This window comes from Mangrovivirga cuniculi, from assembly GCF_005166025.1.
GTDB lineage: Bacteria > Bacteroidota > Bacteroidia > Cytophagales > Cyclobacteriaceae > Mangrovivirga > Mangrovivirga cuniculi.
In genome coordinates this window covers 1889520-1911491 of record NZ_CP028923.1, presented here as the reverse complement: position 1 = coordinate 1911491, position 21972 = coordinate 1889520, and the positions used below count along the sequence as shown (strand labels likewise).

Below are 21972 nucleotides of genomic sequence, written 5' to 3'. Positions count from 1 at the left end.
TTTTAAAAGTTTTCTAACTCTTCAATTTCTTCTCTGAAAGCTCCGCTTAATATAGGAAACCTGCACCATGTTTTTGGATCTACATTAAATTCATCCAGATGAAATGAAGGGGCGAACCTTTCTCTTTTCCATTGGTTGATCGACCAGAGCTTAAAAAATTTTATTATATAATTTTTTAAGGTTTCTTTTTCACAAAGATTTTCAAAATTCAGAGTTTTAAAAACTTCTACCGGAGATCTTCTATGGAAGATGGCTTCTCTTTCTATTTTACTCAGAATATGATAAGGCATCAGGTCGGATTCATCAGTCTGCTGTCTTTCCGAAGGTCTTAATTCAGCTGTCGGTGACAAGCTATTGACTCTATTTAATCCATAAAAGCCGCGTTCATTCTCTGCCCACTTTAGCCATTTTCGGATAAACGTTTTATCCACACCGGCAATTGGGGATATTCCCCCGGAGGTATCACCATCCATCGTTGCGTAACCCACATCACCTTCACTACGATTAGATGTGGCTAAAAGAAGTCCCTTTTTAACATTTGTCAATAACCAGATCATCGGTGCTCTTGATCTTGCCTGAATGTTCTGTAGAGGAATATCATGATCCTCCCAGGTTAGCTTCTCACCTGTTGTATTTTCATAAATTTTGGTATAATCATCTACTACATCATCAATACTCCACGAAAAGAAAGTAGCACCAACGGATTCGGCAATTTCCTTTGCAGCTAGAAAAGTTTCCTCAGATGAATTTTTTGTAGCCTGATATGCCGTATACAACATTTTTTTTGTGAGGTCTTCAACAGTATTATATCCGTGGTCAGGAATTCCTGATTTAGCTATGAATTCATTAATACCCAGGTCTTCTACACCCCTTCTAACCATTTCTGCTACCATTATGGCACAACATGCACTGTCGGCACCACCACTTAAAGACAGAACGAAGCTTTTACTATGGCTCTTTCTAAGATAATCGAATAATGCTAAGGCAATAGCTTTATCAAATTCAAGGTATTTGTCCTGGTCATCATAAGCTAATTCCTGTGGTACTTCTTCACCACTAAAATCAACATCTGCTGTTACAAGGTTTACCGACTGGAAAGAAAGCCTGCGATTTTTTTGAATAAGCTTTCCTTTTTGAGAGATGAACACTTCACCATCAAAGATCATCCGGCCAGTTTCATTCCCGAGTAGATTCGAATACAAATAAACACATTCAAATATTTCGGAACTATCAACAATAAGATGTTCTCTAAACCTGCTTTTCCCGAAGGCAAAATGTGAAGCGCTGGGATTAAGTATCAGATCTACACCTTTTTCTTTTAATCGATAGCCGGGTCGTTCTTCTCCCCTCCAGGCGTCCTCACAAATCTCAAATCCAATTTTGATGCCCTTGAAGTCTAAGGTAATATCTCCAATGGGATAGTTTTTGCCATTGAATTCGATGTAATTGATATACTCAGAAGACCATGGTGAAAACCACCTGGGTTCGTAATGGACGCCCTCATCTGCCAGGAATTGCTTACAATAGAAACCGAGAATTTCACCTTTGTAAATAGCTACTGCTGAGTTGTATGTTTTTCCTTCATATCTAACAGGCAAACCAACGATTGTGAAACAATCTTCCACCCAGGAAGCTATCTCTTCTAATTTATTAAAAGCTTTTTCGGGAAGCCATTCACTTAAAAAGAGATCTTCACATCCATACCCGGTTATGCAAAGTTCGGGAAGGCATAAAATATCTGCATTGGAATTTTTAGCTTGTAAAATAGCTTCTTTGATATTAGCCAGATTACTTTTCCATTCTAAGGGAGTTTGATTTAGTGCGGCACCTGCCAAACGCATTTTTTTCATATACTAAAGATATTAATCTTTCTTATCGAAGATACTATCTATAGCACGTTCTGCGGCAATTTGTTCAGCTTTTTTCTTACTATTACCAATACCTTCGCTAAGTTTATTGCCATCAACGATCAGTTCGGCCTTAAATTCCTTCAAATGTCCTTCAGTTTCAATTTCCTGTACGACAAAATCAATCGAGGCATTATTTTTTGTGACCACTCTATTACTCTAGATTTGAAATTGGTATTTTTCTTAATTAGCTTTTCTAAATCGTAATGAGGTATAATCAATCGTCTGATTATAAACTTTCGACATTTGTGATAGCCGTGATCTAAATAAACAGCACCGATCAGTGCTTCCAAAGAATTGCCAAAAACATATTTGTAATTATGTTTCTTTCCCCCGGGATTGTATTCTACAAAATTACTTACTCCGACCTTTTTAGCGAGCCTGTTTAGGCTTTCACGATTAACTATCCTGGAACGGATCTCAGTTAGAAAACCCTCATCTTTATAGGGATACTTATTGAATAGATATTCTCCAACGACCATTCCCAGGACTGCGTCGCCCAGAAATTCAAGTCGCTCATAGCTATCTCGCTTACCGGCTACATTAAATTGTGCTACAGAAGTATGTTGAGAGGCTAAGAAGTATAAGTGAATATTGACGGGTCTGAACCCGACAATATTCCTTACAGCTTCTGAAAGTTTTTTATTTTTACCTTTACGGTATTTGAATTTCGCAATGATGCGAGGAAGCAATCTCCACACTAATCAACCAGTTTTTTAAATATCACTGAAGTATTGTGTCCTCCAAAGCCAAAAGTGTTTGAAAGAGCAATATTTACTTCTTTTTCCTGTGCTTCGTTAAAGGTAAAATTCAAACGTCCGTCAATCTCTTCATCATCAGTGAAATGATTTATGGTCGGAGGAATAATCCCTTTATTTATCGCCATCAAACATGCGATAGATTCGATTGCACCGGCAGCACCCAGAAGGTGACCAGTCATCGATTTTGTAGATGAAATGTTAAGATTGTATGCATGATCGCCAAACACTTTTTGTATAGCTTTCACTTCACTCATATCTCCAAGAGGAGTAGAAGTACCATGCACATTAATGTATTGTACCTCTGAAGGATCGATCTCAGCATCTCTCAATGCATTGACCATAACATTGGTTGCTCCAAGTCCATCAGGGTGTGGGGCGGTAATATGATGAGCATCAGCGGACATACCTCCACCGATCACTTCTCCATAAATTTTCGCACCTCGTTTTTTTGCATGCTCATATTCTTCGAGAACCAGTGCGCCTGCACCTTCTCCAAGAACGAAACCATCTCTATCCTTATCAAACGGTCTTGATGCAGTCTCTGGTGAATCGTTACGCTCTGAAAGCGCTTTCATCGAGTTAAAACCACCCATACCTGGTTCGGTAACAGCAGCTTCAGACCCTCCAGTCATAATAATATCAGCATGTCCCAGCCTGATATAATTCATTGCATCAATAATGGCATTAGTAGACGATGCGCAGGCAGAAACCGTAGCAAAGTTAGGGCCTCTAAAGCCATATTTGATTGATATATAACCCGCTGAGATATCAGCGATCATTTTCGGAATAAAGAATGGATTGAATCTAGGTGTTCCATCACCATTGGCAAAAGACATTACCTCATCGGTAAAAGTCCTTAATCCACCAATTCCTGAACCCCAGATCACTCCGGCACGGTCAGAATCAAAATCTTTTAACTGACTATCGTTAAAAGCTTCTTCAGCCGTAACCATCGCGTACCACGTATATGGATCCATCTTTCTCGCTTCTTTACGATCCAGATGGTCATTTGGTTCGAAATTTTTGACTTCGCACGCAAATTTAGTTCTGAACTTCTCTGCGTCGAAGCGGGTTATAGGAGCAGCACCACTGACTCCCTTCGCTAATCCACCCCAGAATTCCCGGGCTGTATTACCGATAGGAGTCAGCGCGCCAATTCCTGTTACAACAACTCGTCTCGTATATTTCATATAATTAGAAATGAAATACGTTTAGATTAGATAAGATTTACTTAACGTTTTCCTCGAGGTAGCTGATTGCCTGACCTACAGTCTGAATGTTTTCAGCCTGGTCATCAGGAATAGAAATATTGAACTCTTTTTCAAATTCCATGATCAGTTCAACAGTGTCAAGGGAATCTGCTCCCAAGTCATTTGTAAAGCTTGCTTCAGGTGTTACCTCTGAATCTTCTACACCAAGCTTATCAACGATAATTGCTTTTACTTTTTGTGCTATTTCAGACATCGCTAAAAGTATTTAGTTAAAATCCACTGCAAAGAAATAGATTTAATGTTATAAAATCAAACAAATTCAATAAAGTTATTAATAAAAGCAATAACTGACTTATTTGATGTTATTTCTTAACTATTTCGCAATACAGTAACTAAAATATTCAAAAATAACTAAATTATCCTTCTTTAGATGTACTTTTTCTCAAGGCTGTTATTATGAGTCAGAAAATGCTTGTTAACATTGAAAATTAAACAGGAATGAAGAAAACCAAGCTTGAAAAAAGCTTAATTATTGATTTTAAGGCAGTTGGGATATCTTGTACTTTAAAAGCATACAAGTTAGCGTGGCTATTGAATAAACTTTTAAATATTCAATTAGTAAAAGAAAATGACTTTCAGCTTGAAAGCGGTAATGAAAATATTGAAATTTGTAATTATCTTTATGAAACACCTGCCGGATATCTAAAGTTAATAGAAAATAAAGCTGCCAATCATGAACGCGTTGGAAATCTGTTTTTAATTCCTGAATTAAAACAATTTGATTTCCTGTTTCTTATTAAAGAAAGTGATTCGTTTAATGCCGATGAAATAATTAATAAAATCAAGACCTTAAATGAAATAAACTTTATAACACCGATAAATTACACACAGATTAAGTCAAAAGAAAACCTATTATTTTAACTCATGTCAGACGAAATTAAGTTTAATAAAACTAAAATAATTGCTACTGTTGGTCCCGCCAGTAACAATAAGGATATGTTGAGGAAGCTTATAAAAGCAGGAGCAGATGTGTTCAGGCTTAACTTTTCTCATGGGACACATGATGATCATAGAAAAGTCATCCAATATGTTCGGGAGCTCAATGATGAACTCGATACTCACGTGGCTTTGCTTCAAGACCTTCAAGGACCCAAGATTCGAACCCAGGAAATTGAAAATGGCGAAGTAGTCATAAAGGAAGGTGATAAATTAACAATAACCACTGAGGATATTGTTGGTAATGCAGAGCGGATCGGAACCACCTATAAGGACATCGTAAATGATGTGAAAGCTGGAGAAATGATTCTCATAGACGATGGAAAAATCGAATTAAAGGTCGTTTCCACAAGTCCTACTGAAATTGTTACTGAAATAATCTATGGAGGACCATTAAAATCCAGAAAAGGAATCAACCTGCCTCAATCAGAGGTTTCTGCTCCTTCTTTAACCGAAAAAGACAAAAAAGATCTTGAATTCGGACTTGAGCAGGATGTTGATTGGATTGCTCTTTCATTCGTAAGAAAGGCAGATGATGTTCGGGATATTAAAGAAAAAATATCTGAAGCTGGTCGGTCTGCAAGAGTAATTGCGAAAATTGAAAAACCTCAGGCAGTAGCGAATATCGATGAGATAATTGAGGTTACTGACGCTATTATGGTTGCTCGTGGAGACCTTGGTGTTGAGGTAGTTATGGAAGAGGTTCCTACCATTCAGAAAAGCATTGTTCATAAATGTAATCTAATGGGAAAACCGGTGATCATTGCCACTCAAATGATGGAGAGTATGATCGAGAATCCTAGACCTACAAGGGCTGAAACAAATGACATTGCAAACGCAGTAATGGATGGAGCAGATACTATTATGCTTTCTGCCGAAAGTGCCGCTGGTAAATATCCAGTCGAATCAGTTACTAGTATGGCTAAGACAATTAGTATCGTTGAATCGAGAACTGAAAGTATTTATTTTCATCATACCAGTTACGTAAGAGATGAATCTCCAACTTTCGTAAGTGATAACCTCGTACTTGTTGCTTGTCGTCTTGCAAAAAGAACCGGGGCTAAAGCTATTTTTGGCATTACTAATTCAGGTTATACCGGCATCAGAGCTTCTTGCCACAGGCCTAAAGCCAGTATTTTCATCTTCACGAGTAATAAAAAATTATTGAATGTACTGAGCCTGGTTTGGGGTGTCAGAGGTGTTTATTACGATGGTGGCCCAACTACTGACGAAACTTTTGAAGATCAGAAAAAGATCATTGAAAAAATGGGTTATGTAGAAAAAGGAGATCTCATCGTTCAGATGGCTAGTATGCCTTTAGAAGATAAGAAAAGAACCAATACCCTGAAGATTGATATGATCTGATCAGGTATTGGGATATTAATAAATTTCTATGGAGCGGGCTCAATCATGAGTACCGCTTCTTCTTTATCTACCATTACTGCTCCAGCCGGACTCCCCTTAACCTTCCTGATATACTTTTTGGGAGTAACTATAACAGGACATAAAGTGTCATTTTTCCTCTTACTGTATTTAGCTGCCAATGCAGCTGCAAACTCAATAACTGTTTTGGGAATTTCTCTACCCGATTGATGCTTTATTAGTACATGTGAACCCGGCACATCCTTAGCATGCAACCATAGGTCTTCTTTATACCCATATTTCAAAGAAAGCTCATCATTCGAGGATGCATTTTTCCCTACCCATATCTGAAATCCATCTTTTTCATATGGTTTGTATGGCTTTATTATTTCAGTTTGCCTTCCTCTTGAATCGAGTCCAAGATTTTTAACAGTCTTTTTTAATGCTTTCAGATCATTTTCATTTTGAACAAACTTCTTAAGCGAATCTAATTCGTCAATTCTTTCGTTACTTTCTTCGATCTTCTCCAAAAGCATTTCTATTTCTTTTTCCTGGTTTTTTGCCTTTCTATAATAATTCTCAGCATTTTTCTGAGGAGAAAGTCCTTTCTTTAATGGAATCTCAACCATTTCATTATTATTGTAAAAGTCCTGAAGCTCTACCTTTTTAATACCCGGCGAAATATTATGCATGTTAGCCATTATAATATCCCCGAACTGTCTGAACCTGGCTTCACCTTCAAGATATTCAAGCCTTTTTTCAGACTTTTTAATATAAGATCTGGTTTGCTTAAGCCTTTTATCTATGTATGAATTAATCTTTTTCTTAAGCTCAGAAAGAGCAAAAATGCCTATAAAGGAATAAAATAATTTCGTTGATGCTTCAAGTGGATCCCTGGTAGAAAATTTTACATTATCATTTTCGTAATGCTTCGGATCTAACAAAGAAAGAATGTAATTTGATTTTTCAGGATCGAAAATTACAGAATATTCTTCAGCCTCCGAAAGTTCATCATGTAATGATAAGGCAATTTCGGCCTGGTCATTAATCTCTTCAATACCCTGAATTCTTTTTTTAAATACCTTTAATATATCCTTATCCCATAAAACGATCGGGGGCTTTCCGTCTTCTAACCTATCAATGATTCCTTCTGTACTCAAATCAAGCACAGTACCCAGATCAGCTAAACTTAAATCTTTATCTGCCTGCAGATCATTTCTAAATAGCGAAATCAACTCCTTTTCCTTATAAAGGATAATATTTGACCTGTTTCCGAATAATTTAAACAGCAAACGATAACCACCTGTAAAATCAATAGTAAAAGCCCTTTCGTTATTAATTTCAGAGACACCTTCTACTTGCTTATCGAGTAGTTCGGTAAATAATTCTACGGAATTTCGATTGGCTCGGCTTTGATTAGAATGAAAACTAAGAAATGAGTATTTAGGGTTAAAACTGGCCTTTATATAAAGTTCTGTAGATGAGTTAGCAAACCCGAAAATGACCTCATCCTTATTTTGTGAATAACATTCGGCCATATATAAATGTTCTTCGCTTCCTCTAAAATAGTTATCTAATTCATTTGCCTGGACTGAAATAAAATAGGCTGTTAAATGCATGATTACAATTGGATCTTAAGACCGTCGTATGCTAAAGATATGTTATCTGGAAGTTCTGCTTCTACAACCTTATGTTTACCCATTCGGTGACTAATATGGATCAGGTAAGCTTGCTCCGGATTTACTTTTTGAATCAATTCTACTGCCTCGTCTAATGTAAAATGAGATATATGCTTTTCTTTTTGAAGTGCATCAAGAACGAGTATTTTGGAACCTTTTACTTTTTCCAATTCCTCCTCTGAGATACTATTTGCATCAGTAATGTAGGTAAAATCTTTAATTCTGAAACCAAGGACAGGTAATTTGTAATGAAAAACCTCAACTGGAATAAATTCTACTCCCTGAACATTAAATGGCTTAGTCTCGATTTGATTTACTTCAAATCTGGGAGCTCCAGGATAGGTTATTTCACCAAATGCATAGTGAAATTCGTTTTCAAGCTGATTGATCACTCGTTGGGTAGCATATAAGGGCATATGCTTTTTAAGTCGAAAATTAAAGCTTCTGACATCATCCAGCCCTGCGACATGGTCTTTGTGTTCATGAGTAAAAATAACAGCATCAAGATCATGTATGCGTTCCCTGATCATTTGTTGTCGGAAATCAGGGCCAGTATCAATTACAAAACTCTTACCGTCTACTTCTACATGGATAGAGGTTCTTAATCGTTTATCACGAAAATCAATTGATCTGCATACCTCACATTCGCATCCTATAACCGGTACGCCCTGTGATGTTCCGGTGCCTAAAAAAGTTACCCTCAAAGCTTAAGTGAAGTTTGTGTGAGTTCTAAATAGAAATTTCGATTTTTATCACACAGGTCTTTAGTGTTTAAGTCTACCTGACCAAGAATCTCGATAAGGCAACTTACTTTTCCTTCTAGTGTATAGTATTTATTGACAATTACAACTTTGTTGTCATTTAGTATACAATAACCCGATTTAAAATTGCCTTTTTCATACCGAAGTATATAATCAGACTCGGCAAAAACATCTTCCAGCTTGTTTAAAAACGACTTAGTATACTTTACTTCCATATTATGAAGTGTATTTTTTAACTGCTTTGACTAATGTATCAAAATTGATTGGTTTTGGAATATAATCGTTTATTCCTACAGATGTAAAATCATCCATTGAATAATTCTTGGCATTACCTGTTATCGCAATGATCGGCGTATTTGCTTTTTCTTTTTCTTCCATTGATCTGATCTGCCTGGCACATTCCATTCCATCCATCTTTGGCATGTTGATATCCATTAGGATTACATCAAAATCAGTATCCTTTAGTGCTTTAATTACCTCTTCTCCATTTTTTGCAGAAGTGATCTTATAATTCTGAATTGTAAGTATTTTTTTAGTAAGATTTTGGATTACAGAACTATCTTCTGCGATCAAAACTTTTTTTGCTGATGACATCTCTTTTAGAGGTTTAATATACTCTGATAACTATTTCTGAATTCTCCAAATATAGATTTTAAATACGAAATATCCTCAATGAGACCTTCATAATTTTGTTGTTTAATGCGTGCTTCAATCGCTTCAGCAATTCCCGCAACCTTCTCAATTCCAAGGGTTCCGGCATTGCCCTTGATTGTGTGTAAACTTTTCTTGATTATGTCATAGTCACGATTCATCAATCCGAATTCGATTTCTCTGATCAGTTCTACTGTTTCGTTTTTAAAATCATTAAAAACCTGATCAATTAATTCCTTACCTCCGTATTTTTCAAGCTCCGCAACTGTTCTCTCATTTACAATTAGTCTGGCTCTTTGCTCTTCTATATCTTTTATTTCGTCCTGATCTCTTTTTAGATCGACTCCCATCAAGAACCTCACCTTATTTATCAGGTCCTTTGCTTTTATTGGTTTAGGAAGATAATCATCAAAACCACTTTGTAAAAATCGTTCTCTGTCATCCTGCATTGAATAAGCTGTCATGGCAACGACCGGAGTTTCATTTAACATATCTCTTTTTTTCAATTCCTGTAATGTTTCAATACCATCCATATCCGGCATTTGAATATCAAGGAAAAGAATATCATAATTGTCTTCAGTCAGGTATTCAATTGCTTTGAGCCCACTATCCCCCATTGTAATTTCACAACCTGATTTTTGAAGAATTTCTCCAGCCACCTGACGGTTAACCAGATTATCATCAATTAATAATATTTTAGGCGGATGCTCAAAATAGTTTTTTGATGAATATTCCTCCAGAGGCATTTCTTCAACCACTGGCGCCTCTGTTTCATTAGCCTGGAAAGTAAACCAGAACATAGAACCCATTCCTGGTGCGGATGAAACACCTATATCACCACCCATTAGTTTTGATAACCTTCTCGAAATCACTAGCCCTAGACCGGTTCCTCCATAATTTTTTGAAGTGCTGTTATCGAGTTGGTTAAATGATTTAAATAACTCATTGATCTGCTCCGGAGGAATACCTATACCGGAATCACATACTTCAACTCTGATTAAATGTTTGCCTTCGCTACTGAATTTTGACCTGATATTTAAATCAATCGCCCCATTTTTATTTGTGAATTTAATCGCATTACTGATGAGGTTTGACATGATTTGAAGTAACCTCGTTTCATCTGCCATAAGGTAGGAAGGAACTGATTTATGAAGATGATACTTGATTTTTATTCCCTTTTCTTCGGCTTTCTGTGAAAATAATGACTTTGATTTGTCTAAAAGATCTTCAATATTAACCGGAGATTTTTTAATCTGCATCTTCCCGGCTTCAATCTTCGAAAGATCGAGGATATCATTCAAAATATTCAGCAATGTACCGGATGATTTTTTAATGATTCCTATATATTTTTTTTGTTCTCCATCCAGATTGGTATCCGAAATCAGGTCAAGCATCCCGATTATACCATTCATAGGTGTCCTGATTTCGTGACTCATATTTGCAAGAAATTGTTCCTTTACCTTTAAAGATTTTTCAGCAATTTCTTTGGCATTCATTAAATCGATATTGGCTCTTTTTAATTGAGTAATATCTCTTGCCACACCTTCAATTTGCTCGGGTTTACCTAAATCATTATATAAAAACCTGATATTGCACAGGCATTGAAGGATTGTTCCGTTTCTTCTAATAATACTGACTTCGAAATCTCTCACTCTTTGATGCTGAATCAGTCTTCTTATCAGATCTTTAGTTTTAGGATTAAAAAGATAAAAATCAGATATATTCTTTCCGGCAAGCTCATCAGGCGAATATCCTGTATGTTCTTCGACAGAGGGACTTAACATAGTTAGCGTCCCATCTAGTTCACATCTAAAATATATATCTTGAAAATATTCAAAGATCTTACGGAACTTTTCTTCACTAAGCCTTAATGCTTCGCGAGCATGGATTTGATCTTCGATATTTTCACCAATAATTGTTATTGATTCGACATCCTCTTCCTCGTTATAAAATAGCATTGACCTGAATTTCACAGGCATAATCGAACCATTCCTCCGTTTTACCTGGAGGTGAAATCCTTGTTGGACCATTCGGCCTTTAAAAATCTGATCAAATATTAGTCTCAGATCATCTCGATGAGAATCCGTAACAAATATATCAAATGCATCTTTTCCAATAAGATCTCCTTTTCTATATCCAAGCTCATTACAGGTGTTATTGTTAACATGCTGGATAGTTCCTCCAAGACCAATAGTAATAGTCATGAGATCAGCATTATTCAACAAACCAGTAAGTTCCTCTCTCCTTTTTTTTGTTTCACGCTGAGCGTGTAATTTCTTATTTTCAGGAGAATTAGCTTCTTCAAGCTTCAGGATCTTTGAGATCAATTGTTGTTTTGTATAATTTTGATAATCCTCTGCCATTATTTTATCTAAAATACTGCATAAATTAACAACATAAAAATGCAATATTGTATTCTAAAAGTTAGATTACTTTTTTATTAATTGAATAAACTTTTAATGCGGCTGTATATAAGTCTAATTTTATTTATTGTTTCATTTGCCTTAAAGGCGCAAAAAGATACTACCAGTGTCACATTGGATGAATCACTCAATGATAGTACTGTGACGATTGGCAAAGTATTTATTGTAGGAAACAAAAAAACTAAAGACATAATTATACTTCGTGAAATGCAGCTTCAACCCGGTAAAACCATTGAAGTGGCTAAATTAAAAGACCTCCTTACGAGGGATAGAAATAACATTTTTAATACCAGCTTATTCGTGACAGTTGAGCTCAGAATTATTCCTGCAAGCCAGGGTGAAATAGATATTCTGGTACAATTAAAAGAAAGATGGTATACCTTCCCGACAATAGTATTTGAACTAGCAGATAGAAATTTTAGTGAGTGGTGGATTAATCAGGGCAAATCGCTGGATCGTGTTAACTACGGAGTCAGGCTTTACCAATACAATCTCAGAGGAATGGATGAAACACTAAACCTGGGATTACAATTTGGTTATACCAGGGAGTTTTTAGTTAGCTATAACATACCTTATATAAATAAAGGGTTAAAAACAGGACTTGAAACAGTAATATTTTTTAATGATAACAGAAATATCCCATTCGAAACCCGAAATAATAGACAACAATTTCTGGATTCAGAATTCAAAATCAGAAGGGAATTTAGAATTTCAGAAACACTTAGAATAAGAGAATCAATTCAAAATACTCATAGCTTCAGACTGGCTTATCAAAATATTAAAATTGACGATACTGTAGCCCTCGAAAACCCGGATTACTTTCTGGATGGAGATACCGAAAAGCAATTTTTTTCATTGAGTTATCAATTCACGCGAGATCTTAGAGATGTTACTGCTTATCCCCTCAGAGGTTTTCTGTTAAGTGGTAGTGTAAATCAATCTGGGGCGGGTATTTTATCCGGGTCATTTCAAACCTCCCTGCAAGCAGAATATGCAAAATATCTCGATTTAGGTAAGGGGTATTATTTTAGTAATAGAATTAGCGGAAAAGCTTCATTCCCTCCGAAGCAGCCCTATTTTGTTTTTCGAGGTTTGGGTTACAGCAAAGAAATTATTCGTGGTTTTGAATTGAATGTCATCGATGGTCAACACTTTCTGCTTAATAAGTCTACCTTTAAAAAAGAACTGTTCAGCAATTTATTTAAGTTAGGAAAATGGATGCCAATTGAACAATTCAGAACGGTCCCTGTAGCTTTATATGTTAAATCTTATTTCGATATTGGCTATGTCGATAACAATATTAATTACGGACCAGACAATGATCTTGTCAACCAAATCAATTTTGGGTATGGTATGGGATTTGACCTGGTGACTTATTACGATTTTGTTATGAGGTTTGAATATTCGTTCAATTCAGTTGGACAAAGCAGATTTTTCTTTAACATTAAAACCGCCTTATAGATTAGTAATCTTCTTTATCAAGTTTCGACTTTCTGCCTTTTTTATCATAATAATACCAGTCTCCTACTCTAACCCCATCCTCATACATTCCCTCAAATTCTAATCTTCCCTTATTAGTATAAAAAAGCCAATTCCCTTCCTCTTTGCCATTTTCATAATACCCCTCCTGTATTAATACTCCCTTTTCGTTATATACTTTCCATGGCCCATCAGGGAGACCATTTTCATAATAGACAACTCTTTCCATTTTACTGTTTGGATGAAAATGTTCCCACTTCCCAGTGTAAAGACCACGATCATAATCACCAGTTTTATCAATTAATCCATTAGGATGAAAATATTTAGCATTTCCATGTAGCAATCCGTTTTTCCACATTTCTTGTCCTTTGATAGTGCCATCAGGATATAAATAAGTTGCAAACCCATGAAGGTCACCTTTTTTAAAATGTTCCACAGCAGATTTATTTCCATTTTTATAATAGGTTACTATTTTCCTGCCTCCATCTTCAAGCAAATAGGAAATACTTCTTACGTGTTCAGCATCATAAAAGGTAGTATCCTGAGCAAAACAATAGTAAACGTTTAATATAAAAAATAATACTACAAGCTTTTTAATATATCCGAGTACGTTCATATATTTGAGAATCTTTCAATACTAATCAACTATGAAAATGCTAAGACTCATCCTGTTTGTCTTGGCGATGCATACCATTATCGGGCAAAATTTATCTCCGGTGAGCGATCTCTCCGGATTAGGGTCTGCAGGTATCGCATCCGACCAGGAAATAACTTTTTTCGACAATCCGGTAGCTATGTTAAGTTATAAAAAAACTACCATTGAAGCTGGTTGTTATATTCCTTTTAATCAGCCAATAATCGGTTTATATACAACAGCAATAACAATACCAGGTCAAAATTATTCTTTAGGTGCGGGTTTCAGCCATTTTGGTGGCGAAAACTTGTACTCAAACCAGGTAATTTTACAAGGTGCAATAAAAAAAGAAAATTTCTCTTTTGGTTCTTCTATTCGAATCGATCAACTAACAATGTCCGAGATCAGATCACACCTTACCTATTCAATAGATGTATCAGGAAAATTTCACCTATCAGATAATTCTTTGATTGCTGCATCTGTCAGGAATTTGACTCACAGCACCTGGAATAATGAACGCGAGACACCAAATTATTATGAATACAGGTTTGGATTTGGTCATAAAATAACCAACAATCTAATATTAATGAGTGCTATCAGATCATCATTAGAAGATGAACTTAACGGCTCAATAGCAATTTCAAACCTGGTAAAAGAATCTCTAAGATTTGATTTTGGGACAAATTTTAGTCCATCAGGTTTAAATGGCGGAATACATTTGATTCTACAAAAAGTTACTCTCCATTACAGCTCCCGATGGATTCCTGATTTCCCTTTAAGTCATTGCTTTGACCTGAAATTCAAATTATAATGAGATTTTTTTGTATAATTATCCTGATTTCAGGTGTCAATTTAATTAGCCTGGCACAAGAAACAGATATAGAATCGATAATATGGTTTTACCAAAACCAAAACCCGGATGTACAATTTGATACCGAAGACCTGGCACAGCTTTTAAATGATTTAAAGAAGCACCCAATCGATATAAATAATGCTTCCAAAGAAGAACTTTCAAGAATCCCCTTCTTAACTCTAAATGAAATAATCGCAATAAAAAATCACATTGAAAAGTTCGGATACATTTATCTGGTTGAAGAATTATATATGATCGAAGGCATATCTAAAGAGAAAATTAAATTTCTAGAACAGCTTATCCATATTAATTCAACCCAAACTGTAAAATCAGATTTTTCTATCACAACACGTTCGGCCTATGATGCCAAATACAATGACTTCAAAACTAGAATAGATGTAGATTATCACAGAAAAAACTATTCAATCAATTTAAAAATTGAGAAGGATGCCAATGAGCAATTTTTTGTTAAAGGAAAAGACAAACTCATCTATCCTGAATATTTTGGGGGAAACATTCAATTAAACAAAAGTAAAACCACTATTATTCTTGGCGATTTTAAGCCCGGTTTTGGTCAGGGAACCAGATTTAACAATGCTTTTTTTTCCAGTTTAGGATCCTTCCCTATTCATAATCAGATTAGAGTTCAACGCGATATTCGTTCGTATGGAGGATTTGATGAATTTCATTTCCTTCGTGGAATAGCCATCAGCAGTGAAATAAGATCTGGATTGACTCTTACAGGTTTTCTTTCATACAAAAGTGTTGATGCCAGGATAGTTAATGATACAATTGTTACTCTTTACAAGTCCGGCATCCATCGATCAGAAACAGAAAGACTAAATAGAAATACTGCAAAACTCCTTAATGGTGGAATAATTTTGAGAAGGAGCCTCGGGGAGAAAGGTTATATTTCATTTATTTCAGACTTCAATAAGTGGTCTAACATTTTCAATGCAAGTAATTCGATAAATACCCCATTTATATCACAAATTCATTTTGGCATTGCTCATCAGTTTACATATAAAAATAAAACTATTTTTGGGGAGATAAGCTATTTACCCTTTCAACAAAGCTTTTCACTTAACCAGGGTCTTCTAATTGCCATAAATAAGTCATGGGATTATTTAATGCAGTTACGATATACAACGCCTTACTATTTTTCAATTTTCGGAAGTGGAATTGGTGCCAGAACAAATCCTGCCGGAGAAAAAGGGGTATATCAAGCCTTAACATTCAGGAAAAATAAGAGACTTTCAGCGATTTTATATTTTGACATTCACAAACTTAAAATTATATCAAGGTTTCTGCCCCTACCCGGATTAAATGAGGAATTAGGAACTAAAATTCTTTTAAAAAAATCTCCATTTTCATCACTACAATTAATTACTGCTTATGAAAGTCAGCATAGACCTGATAAATCCAGAGATAAAAAAAACCGGTACAGAATCAGAGAATTAAATTTCAAATCAGCTTTGAAAGGAAGGATGAAAATCAATGAGAATTTAAGATGGGACATTCAGTTTCAATACAGGAAATCAACCAACTTAGAAAGCAGCTATTCATATGGATATTCACAAAGAGTATTTTTTAAAAAAAATCGATTATCAGCAACCTTAGGAACTTCTCTGGGAATATCAAAAAATAACCAAGGGGTATATTTTTATGAAAATGGATTTTATAATTCATTCCCTTATGTAAACCTTGGGACGGGAAAAACCTCAAGACACTTCCTGACATTCAGGTACAAATTACAAAACTTCATTTTTGGAGGAAAACTTAGTAGTTATAAAAATTTCGAAAGATCACCCCTCGATAAATCTCAGAAATTCAGGGAGTTTGAATTACTAATAAGTTATCAAACTAAATAATTCTTTAGATTTACCATTGAAAAAATTAAATTGCACGCCAAGAAACCAATAAAACCATGGCTTATAATTTACTAAAAGGAAAAAAAGGTATAATTACAGGAGCATTAGATGAAAATTCAATTGCGTGGAAAGTTGCTGAAAGAGCAAAAGAAGAGGGCGCTGAATTTACATTAACCAATGCACCTATTGCAATGCGAATGGGTAAAATCAATGAATTAGCTGAAAAAACTAATTCTGAGGTAATCCCTGCAGACGCTACCAGTCTTGAAGATATTGAAAATCTTTATAAAAAGTCTGAAGAGATCTTGGGTGGTAAAGTTGATTTCATTCTTCATTCAATCGGAATGTCTCCAAACGTGAGAAAAGGTAGAGATTACGGAGATCTCAACTACGACTGGATGGTGAAATCACTTGATGTTTCTGCGATTTCATTTCATAAAATGCTTCAGGTTGCTGAAAAAATGGACTTCATAAATGAAGGAGGTTCAGTTTTAGGTCTTTCATATATCGCAGCTCAACGTACATTCCCGGATTACAGTGATATGGCCCAGGCTAAATCACTATTGGAAAGTATCGCAAGAAGTTATGGAGAGCGATATGGCAGGCTTAAAAAAGTGAGAGTAAATACAATTTCTCAATCTCCGACAATGACTACTGCCGGAACAGGTGTAGGAGGCTTTGATACTTTCTTTGATTTTGCCGATAAAATATCTCCTTTAGGGAATGCTGATGCAACAAGTTGTGCAGATTACTGCATTTTAATGTTTTCTGAATTGAGCAGAATGGTTACGATGCAAAACTTGTATCACGATGGAGGATTTAGTACAAGCGGCATAACACAAAAAGTGATAGACCACTGGGAAAAATAATTTAACTAAAAGCTGTCTTAAAGGCAGCTTTTTTTATTTTAGCCCTCAATTAAATTAGCAATCGATCTATGATCAGTTTTCCAAATGCAAAAATCAACCTCGGCCTTTATATAACCGAAAAAAGAAAGGATGGATTTCATAATATAGAGAGTGTTTTCTATCCAATTCCTTTTAATGATATTCTGGAAATAAACTTTGCCTCTAAAACTTCATTTGAAACAACCGGACTTAAAATTCCCGGTAAAAAAGATGATAACTTAATTTTAAAAGCTTATAAAGCACTTAGAAAAGATTTTAATATTGATCCTGTACAGATAAACCTACACAAGCAAATACCAATGGGAGCGGGTCTTGGAGGCGGCTCTGCAGATGGAGCATTTGCAATCAAACAACTTAACGATCTATTTGGGTTATATCTCGAAGATGAATTATTAAAAATTTATGCTTCAGATCTCGGCAGTGATTGTCCTTTTTTTATAAAGAATGAACCCTCATATGTAACAGGAAGAGGAGAAGAATTAGAGGAAATTGATTTATCATTAAATGGATATTATTTCCTTTTATTAAATCCCGGCATTCATATAAGCACTCCAAAGGCCTATAGCATGATCAAACCCAATATGATAGATTTTTCTTTGGTAGAACTGATTAACTCCGGGCCTTCAAACTGGAAAGGTAATCTTAAAAATGATTTCCAGGATCCAATAATTAAAGAACATTCATTGATTGGAGAAATCATAGGTGATCTATATACACAGGGTGCTGTATATGCCTCAATGACTGGATCAGGCAGTAGTGTCTATGGAATATTTAAAGAGGAACAAAATGAAATCGGAAACCTTAAAGACTTTCTTGTGTGGAAAGGAAAATTATAGTCCTGCATAAAATACAGGACTATAATAAACTTTTATTCATGATAAAATCTCTCATGTACAATTTGGTCTCCCTCCCACTGTTGTACGGCAACCTGTTCCATTTTTACTCTTTGATCACCTTTAAAAGTAACATCCATCCATGACTGGACCATAGTTACTTTTTCGTCCTCATTAGAAGTAATATTGTTTACTCCTGCTCCGTGAAAATCTTTTATGCTTTCGAGGAAGTTTTTTTCATATTCCCTATTAGCTTCTTTACCCTTTCTAGGGTCTTCACTGTTTTCCTGCATTACGATGTTTTCACTGTAATACTTTTCGAAGGCATCCATTAGCTTACCTCCATTAATCATTTCGTAAAGATCGGTAGCTTTTTCTAAATATGTCATGTCTTAATATCTTTAGTTTATATTTGTTTAAACAAATATTAAACAATAAAGTTTCACTTAAGTGGCTTTATTTTTTTATTTTGCCATCCGTCTTTTATGTAATCGTTGAAATAGTGGATAAGAAAATACCGCAGCAAGGATAATTACTGCTCCAAGATAAAATTGAGGGGTCATCTTTTCATCTTCTGGAAATAAGGCTACAGCCATTAAAATTCCATAAATTGGTTCCATATTAATTGCCAGATTAACGCTAAATGCAGAGACTCTTCGCATAATTTCCACTGATGCCGAAAAAGCGTAAACTGTGCATACACCAGCCAAAATCAATAAGTACAAAAAGTCCATTCCTGTCAGGCCAAGTTGTAAAGGAGTCCCTCCTGTGAACCATAATTGATACAAAGGAAAAAATAATGCAATTGATATTGTCGCCCCGGTCATCTCATAAAAAGTAATGGCATAAGGGTCATATTTCCTGGTAAAACGGCTATTTATTATTGAAAAAGATGATGCCAGGAAAGCAGAAAGAAGCGCCATAATAACCCCGATAATATTTTCGAGTTGGAGGGAGAAAATAATAGCAAGACCGATAATCACCACTGTACCAAGAAGGACTTCATACCATAAAATTCTTCTACCGAGTACTATAGGCTCCAATATAGAAGTCCATAAGCTTGCTGTTGCCATTCCTGTTAAAGCAATAGAAGCATTACTTACTTTGATAGAACCAAAGAACATGATCCAGTGTGCCCCAATAATCAGACCGGTACCCAAAAGTCTCCATATATCTTTGCCGGGCACTCCAATTTTAATTTTCTTAAATCTTAATAAGAAATAAATAATAATTGCAGCAAAAAAAGTACGATAGAACACCATCTCCACTGCAGGAATAGAGATTAGTTTACCTAAAATCGCGGTAAATCCCCATGCAAAAACAATCAGGTGCAGTTTTAAGAAATCTTTTCCAGGCATTTATTTAGGAGCTTTCAGATATAGGTATACACCAATAGCAGTAAAGATAATATTAGGAGTCCACATAGGAAGTAGCAAATAATCACCATTATTCTGAGCAAATGACCGGGACATAATAAATAGAATTATGTACACAAAGGCTAAAAGGAATCCAAGTGCGATCTGAAAACTTGATCCTCCCCTTGTTTTTCTAGAGGACACAATCACCCCGATAAATGTCAGTAGAATAACTGTAAACGGAGACATATACCTGACATATAATTCAATCAGGTAGATATTCTTATCATCTGACCCTCGCAATTCAAGTAAAGCAATATATTCTCTTAGCTGAGGAATCGTGAAAGTCTCATTTCGATCTTCATTACTTTCAAAATCTTTTGGTGTTAAAGCAAAAGTGGTATCTATCTTCTCCCCTTTATCTATTTGGACTTCTCCATCAAGAATTTTCCTTAAAACATATTCATCAGTCCTCCAGAATCCATTGCCAAGTGAATCCTCAGTCCAGGTTAATTTATTTGAATATAGTTTTTCTTTAAGGTTTCCCTTCTCATCAAATTTTTCAAGAGTGAATTTATACCCTGTTTTACTTTGAATTCGGTAGGATTCGAGATAGAAATATACGTTGGGTTGTATTTGAATATGAATATTCCTGTCGTTATTATATTGAGGTCCATGAAAATAGGCACTTTCAAAATCGATCCTGTCCCTGTTTGAGTTAGGGGTAATCCAACCCACTAATACGAAGTTGATAATAGCAAGTACTAAAGCTCCATAAAGATAAGGCCTCATTACTCTTTGATAACTCATTCCTGAGCTCAGCATTGCCACTATTTCCGTATTACCGGCAAGTCTTGCAGTAACAAAAACAACAGCAATAAAAACGATGATAGGCATCAGGTAAGTCATCAGATAGGCACTGAAATCAAAATAGTATAATACTGTATCAATAACACCTACTCCATGCTGTAAAAGATCGTCGATTCTGTCCGTCAAATTAATGATTACAATGATCGGAATCAGGACCAGTACAGTAAATGTAAAAGCACCCAGAAACTTAAAAAATATATACCTATCTAGTATCTTCATGAATTAAAGTCTTTCCGACAATTTTAGTGCCATTTCGTTTTTCCATGAGTTAAAATCTCCTGCCATTATATGATCTCTGGCTTGATTAACTAACCACAAATAAAACGTTAAATTATGGACACTTGCAATTTGGGCTCCTAAAATTTCATTTGTATGAATAAGATGTCTTAAATATGCCTTCGTATAAAAAGTACTTGCATAGCCTCCGATCTCCGGATCAATAGGAGTGAAATCTTTTTGCCATTTTTTATTTTTAATATTAATCACCCCTTCACTTGTAAACAATATTCCATGTCTTGCATTTCGGGTAGGCATCACACAATCGAACATATCAACTCCCCTGGCAATTCCTTCAAGAATATTGGCAGGAGTTCCTACTCCCATTAAATATCGTGGCTTATCTTCCGGAAGAATCTCACAGACCAATTCAGTCATGTCGTACATCATTTCATGAGGTTCACCAACAGATAATCCACCAATTGCGTTTCCTTCTCTTTCGTGGGAGGCAATTTCTTCAGCAGATTGCTTCCTGAGATCTTCATAAACACTACCTTGCACAATAGGAAAAAGAGATTGAGAATAACCATATTTACCTTCGGTTTCATCAACTCTTTTAATACATCTCTTCAACCATCTGTGAGTCATATGCATTGATTTCTTTGCATAATCATAATCACACGGATAAGGAGTACATTCATCAAATGCCATTATTATATCCGCACCAATAGTTCTTTGGATGTCCATTACATTTTCAGCAGTAAAAAAATGTTTGCTCCCGTCGATGTGAGAGCGAAACTCAACACCTTCTTCTTTAATTTTCCTGGTATTTGATAAAGAATATACCTGGTATCCCCCACTATCAGTTAAGATCGGCTTTTCCCATCCATTAAATTTATGAATACCACCGGCATTCTCCAGTACATCCAGTCCCGGACGCAAATACAAATGATACGTATTCCCAAGGATAATCTTAGCCTGAATATCATCTTCAAGTTCTCGTTGGTGAACAGCTTTAACTGTACCAGCAGTTCCGACAGGCATGAAAATAGGAGTCGGTATTTCTCCATGATCTGTTTTTAAAACGCCTGCTCTTGCCGATGAATTTGAGTCTTTGCCGGTTATTTTAAATTCCATAATTCAATTCTGATCAAAGTTGCAAAAATAGTTCAAGATGTTCGAAAACCCATATATTTATTTTA

General features: G+C 35.5%; 22 protein-coding genes. 7 read left to right on the top strand and 15 right to left on the bottom strand.

Annotated features, from left to right (window positions below):
* Positions 1-2: 2 nt before the first annotated feature.
* From nadE to DCC35_RS08475, 5 genes are read right to left on the bottom strand one after another with little or no spacing between them, the layout of a single operon-like run.
* On the bottom strand, positions 3-1850 hold the full coding sequence (gene nadE, locus DCC35_RS08490; RefSeq protein ID WP_137090377.1) for an NAD(+) synthase: 1848 nt from the start codon (positions 1848-1850) through the stop codon (positions 3-5).
* Positions 1851-1862: 12 nt separating this feature from the next.
* Positions 1863-1994: a putative dsRNA-binding protein gene (locus DCC35_RS21815; protein ID WP_317129004.1), complete on the bottom strand. Its 132-nt coding sequence runs from the start codon at positions 1992-1994 to the stop codon at positions 1863-1865.
* Complete coding sequence (locus DCC35_RS08485) at positions 1991-2608, bottom strand: ribonuclease III family protein (RefSeq protein WP_317129003.1); 618 nt, start codon at positions 2606-2608, stop codon at positions 1991-1993. The genes DCC35_RS21815 and DCC35_RS08485 overlap by 4 nt, the downstream gene beginning before the upstream one ends.
* Positions 2608-3858 carry a beta-ketoacyl-ACP synthase II gene (gene fabF, locus DCC35_RS08480; protein ID WP_137090376.1) on the bottom strand — a complete coding sequence of 417 codons (1251 nt, stop codon included), beginning with the start codon at positions 3856-3858 and terminating at the stop codon, positions 2608-2610. The genes DCC35_RS08485 and fabF overlap by 1 nt, the downstream gene beginning before the upstream one ends.
* Positions 3859-3895: 37 nt before the next feature.
* Positions 3896-4132 carry an acyl carrier protein gene (locus DCC35_RS08475; RefSeq protein ID WP_137090375.1) on the bottom strand — a complete coding sequence of 79 codons (237 nt, stop codon included), beginning with the start codon at positions 4130-4132 and terminating at the stop codon, positions 3896-3898.
* Between the two features lie 245 nt (positions 4133-4377).
* Here DCC35_RS08475 and DCC35_RS08470 point away from each other — a divergent pair, with 245 nt between their 5' ends.
* Both DCC35_RS08470 and pyk read left to right on the top strand, forming a co-directional pair.
* Entirely contained in the window at positions 4378-4800 is a 423-nt protein-coding gene (locus DCC35_RS08470; RefSeq protein ID WP_137090374.1) for an IPExxxVDY family protein, read from the top strand.
* A gap of 3 nt (positions 4801-4803) precedes the next feature.
* Positions 4804-6240 (top strand): pyruvate kinase, encoded by a 1437-nt coding sequence (gene pyk, locus DCC35_RS08465; protein ID WP_137090373.1) that lies wholly within the window; start codon positions 4804-4806, stop codon positions 6238-6240.
* Between the two features lie 26 nt (positions 6241-6266).
* On the opposite strand, the gene DCC35_RS08460 is transcribed toward pyk, so the two are convergent.
* Genes DCC35_RS08460 through DCC35_RS08440 form a run of 5 tightly spaced genes read right to left on the bottom strand, consistent with a single transcriptional unit; the run spans position 6267 to position 11691 of the window.
* A complete protein-coding gene (locus DCC35_RS08460) occupies positions 6267-7856 on the bottom strand; it encodes an NFACT RNA binding domain-containing protein (protein WP_137090372.1) in 1590 nt (529 codons plus the stop codon).
* Positions 7857-7858: 2 nt separating this feature from the next.
* Positions 7859-8620, bottom strand: coding sequence for an MBL fold metallo-hydrolase (locus DCC35_RS08455; RefSeq protein ID WP_137090371.1), 762 nt, complete (start codon positions 8618-8620; stop codon positions 7859-7861).
* Positions 8617-8892, bottom strand: a complete 276-nt coding sequence (locus tag DCC35_RS08450; protein ID WP_137090370.1) for a hypothetical protein — start codon at positions 8890-8892, stop codon at positions 8617-8619. The genes DCC35_RS08455 and DCC35_RS08450 overlap by 4 nt, the downstream gene beginning before the upstream one ends.
* A gap of 1 nt (position 8893) precedes the next feature.
* Positions 8894-9271: a response regulator gene (locus DCC35_RS08445; protein ID WP_137090369.1), complete on the bottom strand. Its 378-nt coding sequence runs from the start codon at positions 9269-9271 to the stop codon at positions 8894-8896.
* A gap of 5 nt (positions 9272-9276) precedes the next feature.
* Entirely contained in the window at positions 9277-11691 is a 2415-nt protein-coding gene (locus DCC35_RS08440; protein ID WP_137090368.1) for a PAS domain-containing hybrid sensor histidine kinase/response regulator, read from the bottom strand.
* A 96-nt stretch (positions 11692-11787) separates the two neighbouring features.
* Here DCC35_RS08440 and DCC35_RS08435 point away from each other — a divergent pair, with 96 nt between their 5' ends.
* On the top strand, positions 11788-13212 hold the full coding sequence (locus DCC35_RS08435) for a BamA/TamA family outer membrane protein (protein WP_137090367.1): 1425 nt from the start codon (positions 11788-11790) through the stop codon (positions 13210-13212).
* 1 nt (position 13213) lies between these two features.
* On the opposite strand, the gene DCC35_RS08430 is transcribed toward DCC35_RS08435, so the two are convergent.
* Positions 13214-13846 (bottom strand): toxin-antitoxin system YwqK family antitoxin, encoded by a 633-nt coding sequence (locus DCC35_RS08430; RefSeq protein ID WP_137090366.1) that lies wholly within the window; start codon positions 13844-13846, stop codon positions 13214-13216.
* A 31-nt stretch (positions 13847-13877) separates the two neighbouring features.
* Between DCC35_RS08430 and DCC35_RS08425 the strand changes: the two genes are divergently transcribed.
* The 4 genes from DCC35_RS08425 to ispE all read left to right on the top strand — a co-directional run bounded on the left by DCC35_RS08425 (position 13878) and on the right by ispE (position 18332).
* Positions 13878-14675, top strand: coding sequence for a hypothetical protein (locus DCC35_RS08425; protein ID WP_137090365.1), 798 nt, complete (start codon positions 13878-13880; stop codon positions 14673-14675).
* Positions 14675-16588: a helix-hairpin-helix domain-containing protein gene (locus DCC35_RS08420; protein WP_137090364.1), complete on the top strand. Its 1914-nt coding sequence runs from the start codon at positions 14675-14677 to the stop codon at positions 16586-16588. Before DCC35_RS08425 ends, DCC35_RS08420 begins: the two co-directional genes overlap by 1 nt.
* Before the next feature lie 56 nt (positions 16589-16644).
* Complete coding sequence (locus tag DCC35_RS08415) at positions 16645-17457, top strand: enoyl-ACP reductase FabI (RefSeq protein WP_137090363.1); 813 nt, start codon at positions 16645-16647, stop codon at positions 17455-17457.
* Between the two features lie 68 nt (positions 17458-17525).
* The gene (gene ispE / locus DCC35_RS08410; RefSeq protein WP_137090362.1) at positions 17526-18332 is read left to right on the top strand and encodes a 4-(cytidine 5'-diphospho)-2-C-methyl-D-erythritol kinase; all 807 of its coding nucleotides are present in this window, start codon (positions 17526-17528) and stop codon (positions 18330-18332) included.
* 32 nt (positions 18333-18364) lie between these two features.
* Here the strand turns inward: ispE and DCC35_RS08405 are convergent, their stop codons facing one another.
* The 4 genes from DCC35_RS08405 to tgt all read right to left on the bottom strand — a co-directional run bounded on the left by DCC35_RS08405 (position 18365) and on the right by tgt (position 21907).
* A complete protein-coding gene (locus DCC35_RS08405; RefSeq protein ID WP_137090361.1) occupies positions 18365-18718 on the bottom strand; it encodes a SnoaL-like domain-containing protein in 354 nt (117 codons plus the stop codon).
* 75 nt (positions 18719-18793) lie between these two features.
* The gene (locus DCC35_RS08400; protein ID WP_137090360.1) at positions 18794-19687 is read right to left on the bottom strand and encodes a DMT family transporter; all 894 of its coding nucleotides are present in this window, start codon (positions 19685-19687) and stop codon (positions 18794-18796) included.
* On the bottom strand, positions 19688-20773 hold the full coding sequence (locus tag DCC35_RS08395; protein ID WP_137090359.1) for an LptF/LptG family permease: 1086 nt from the start codon (positions 20771-20773) through the stop codon (positions 19688-19690).
* 3 nt (positions 20774-20776) lie between these two features.
* Positions 20777-21907 (bottom strand): tRNA guanosine(34) transglycosylase Tgt, encoded by a 1131-nt coding sequence (tgt, locus tag DCC35_RS08390; protein WP_137090358.1) that lies wholly within the window; start codon positions 21905-21907, stop codon positions 20777-20779.
* Between the last annotated feature and the right edge of the window lie 65 nt (positions 21908-21972).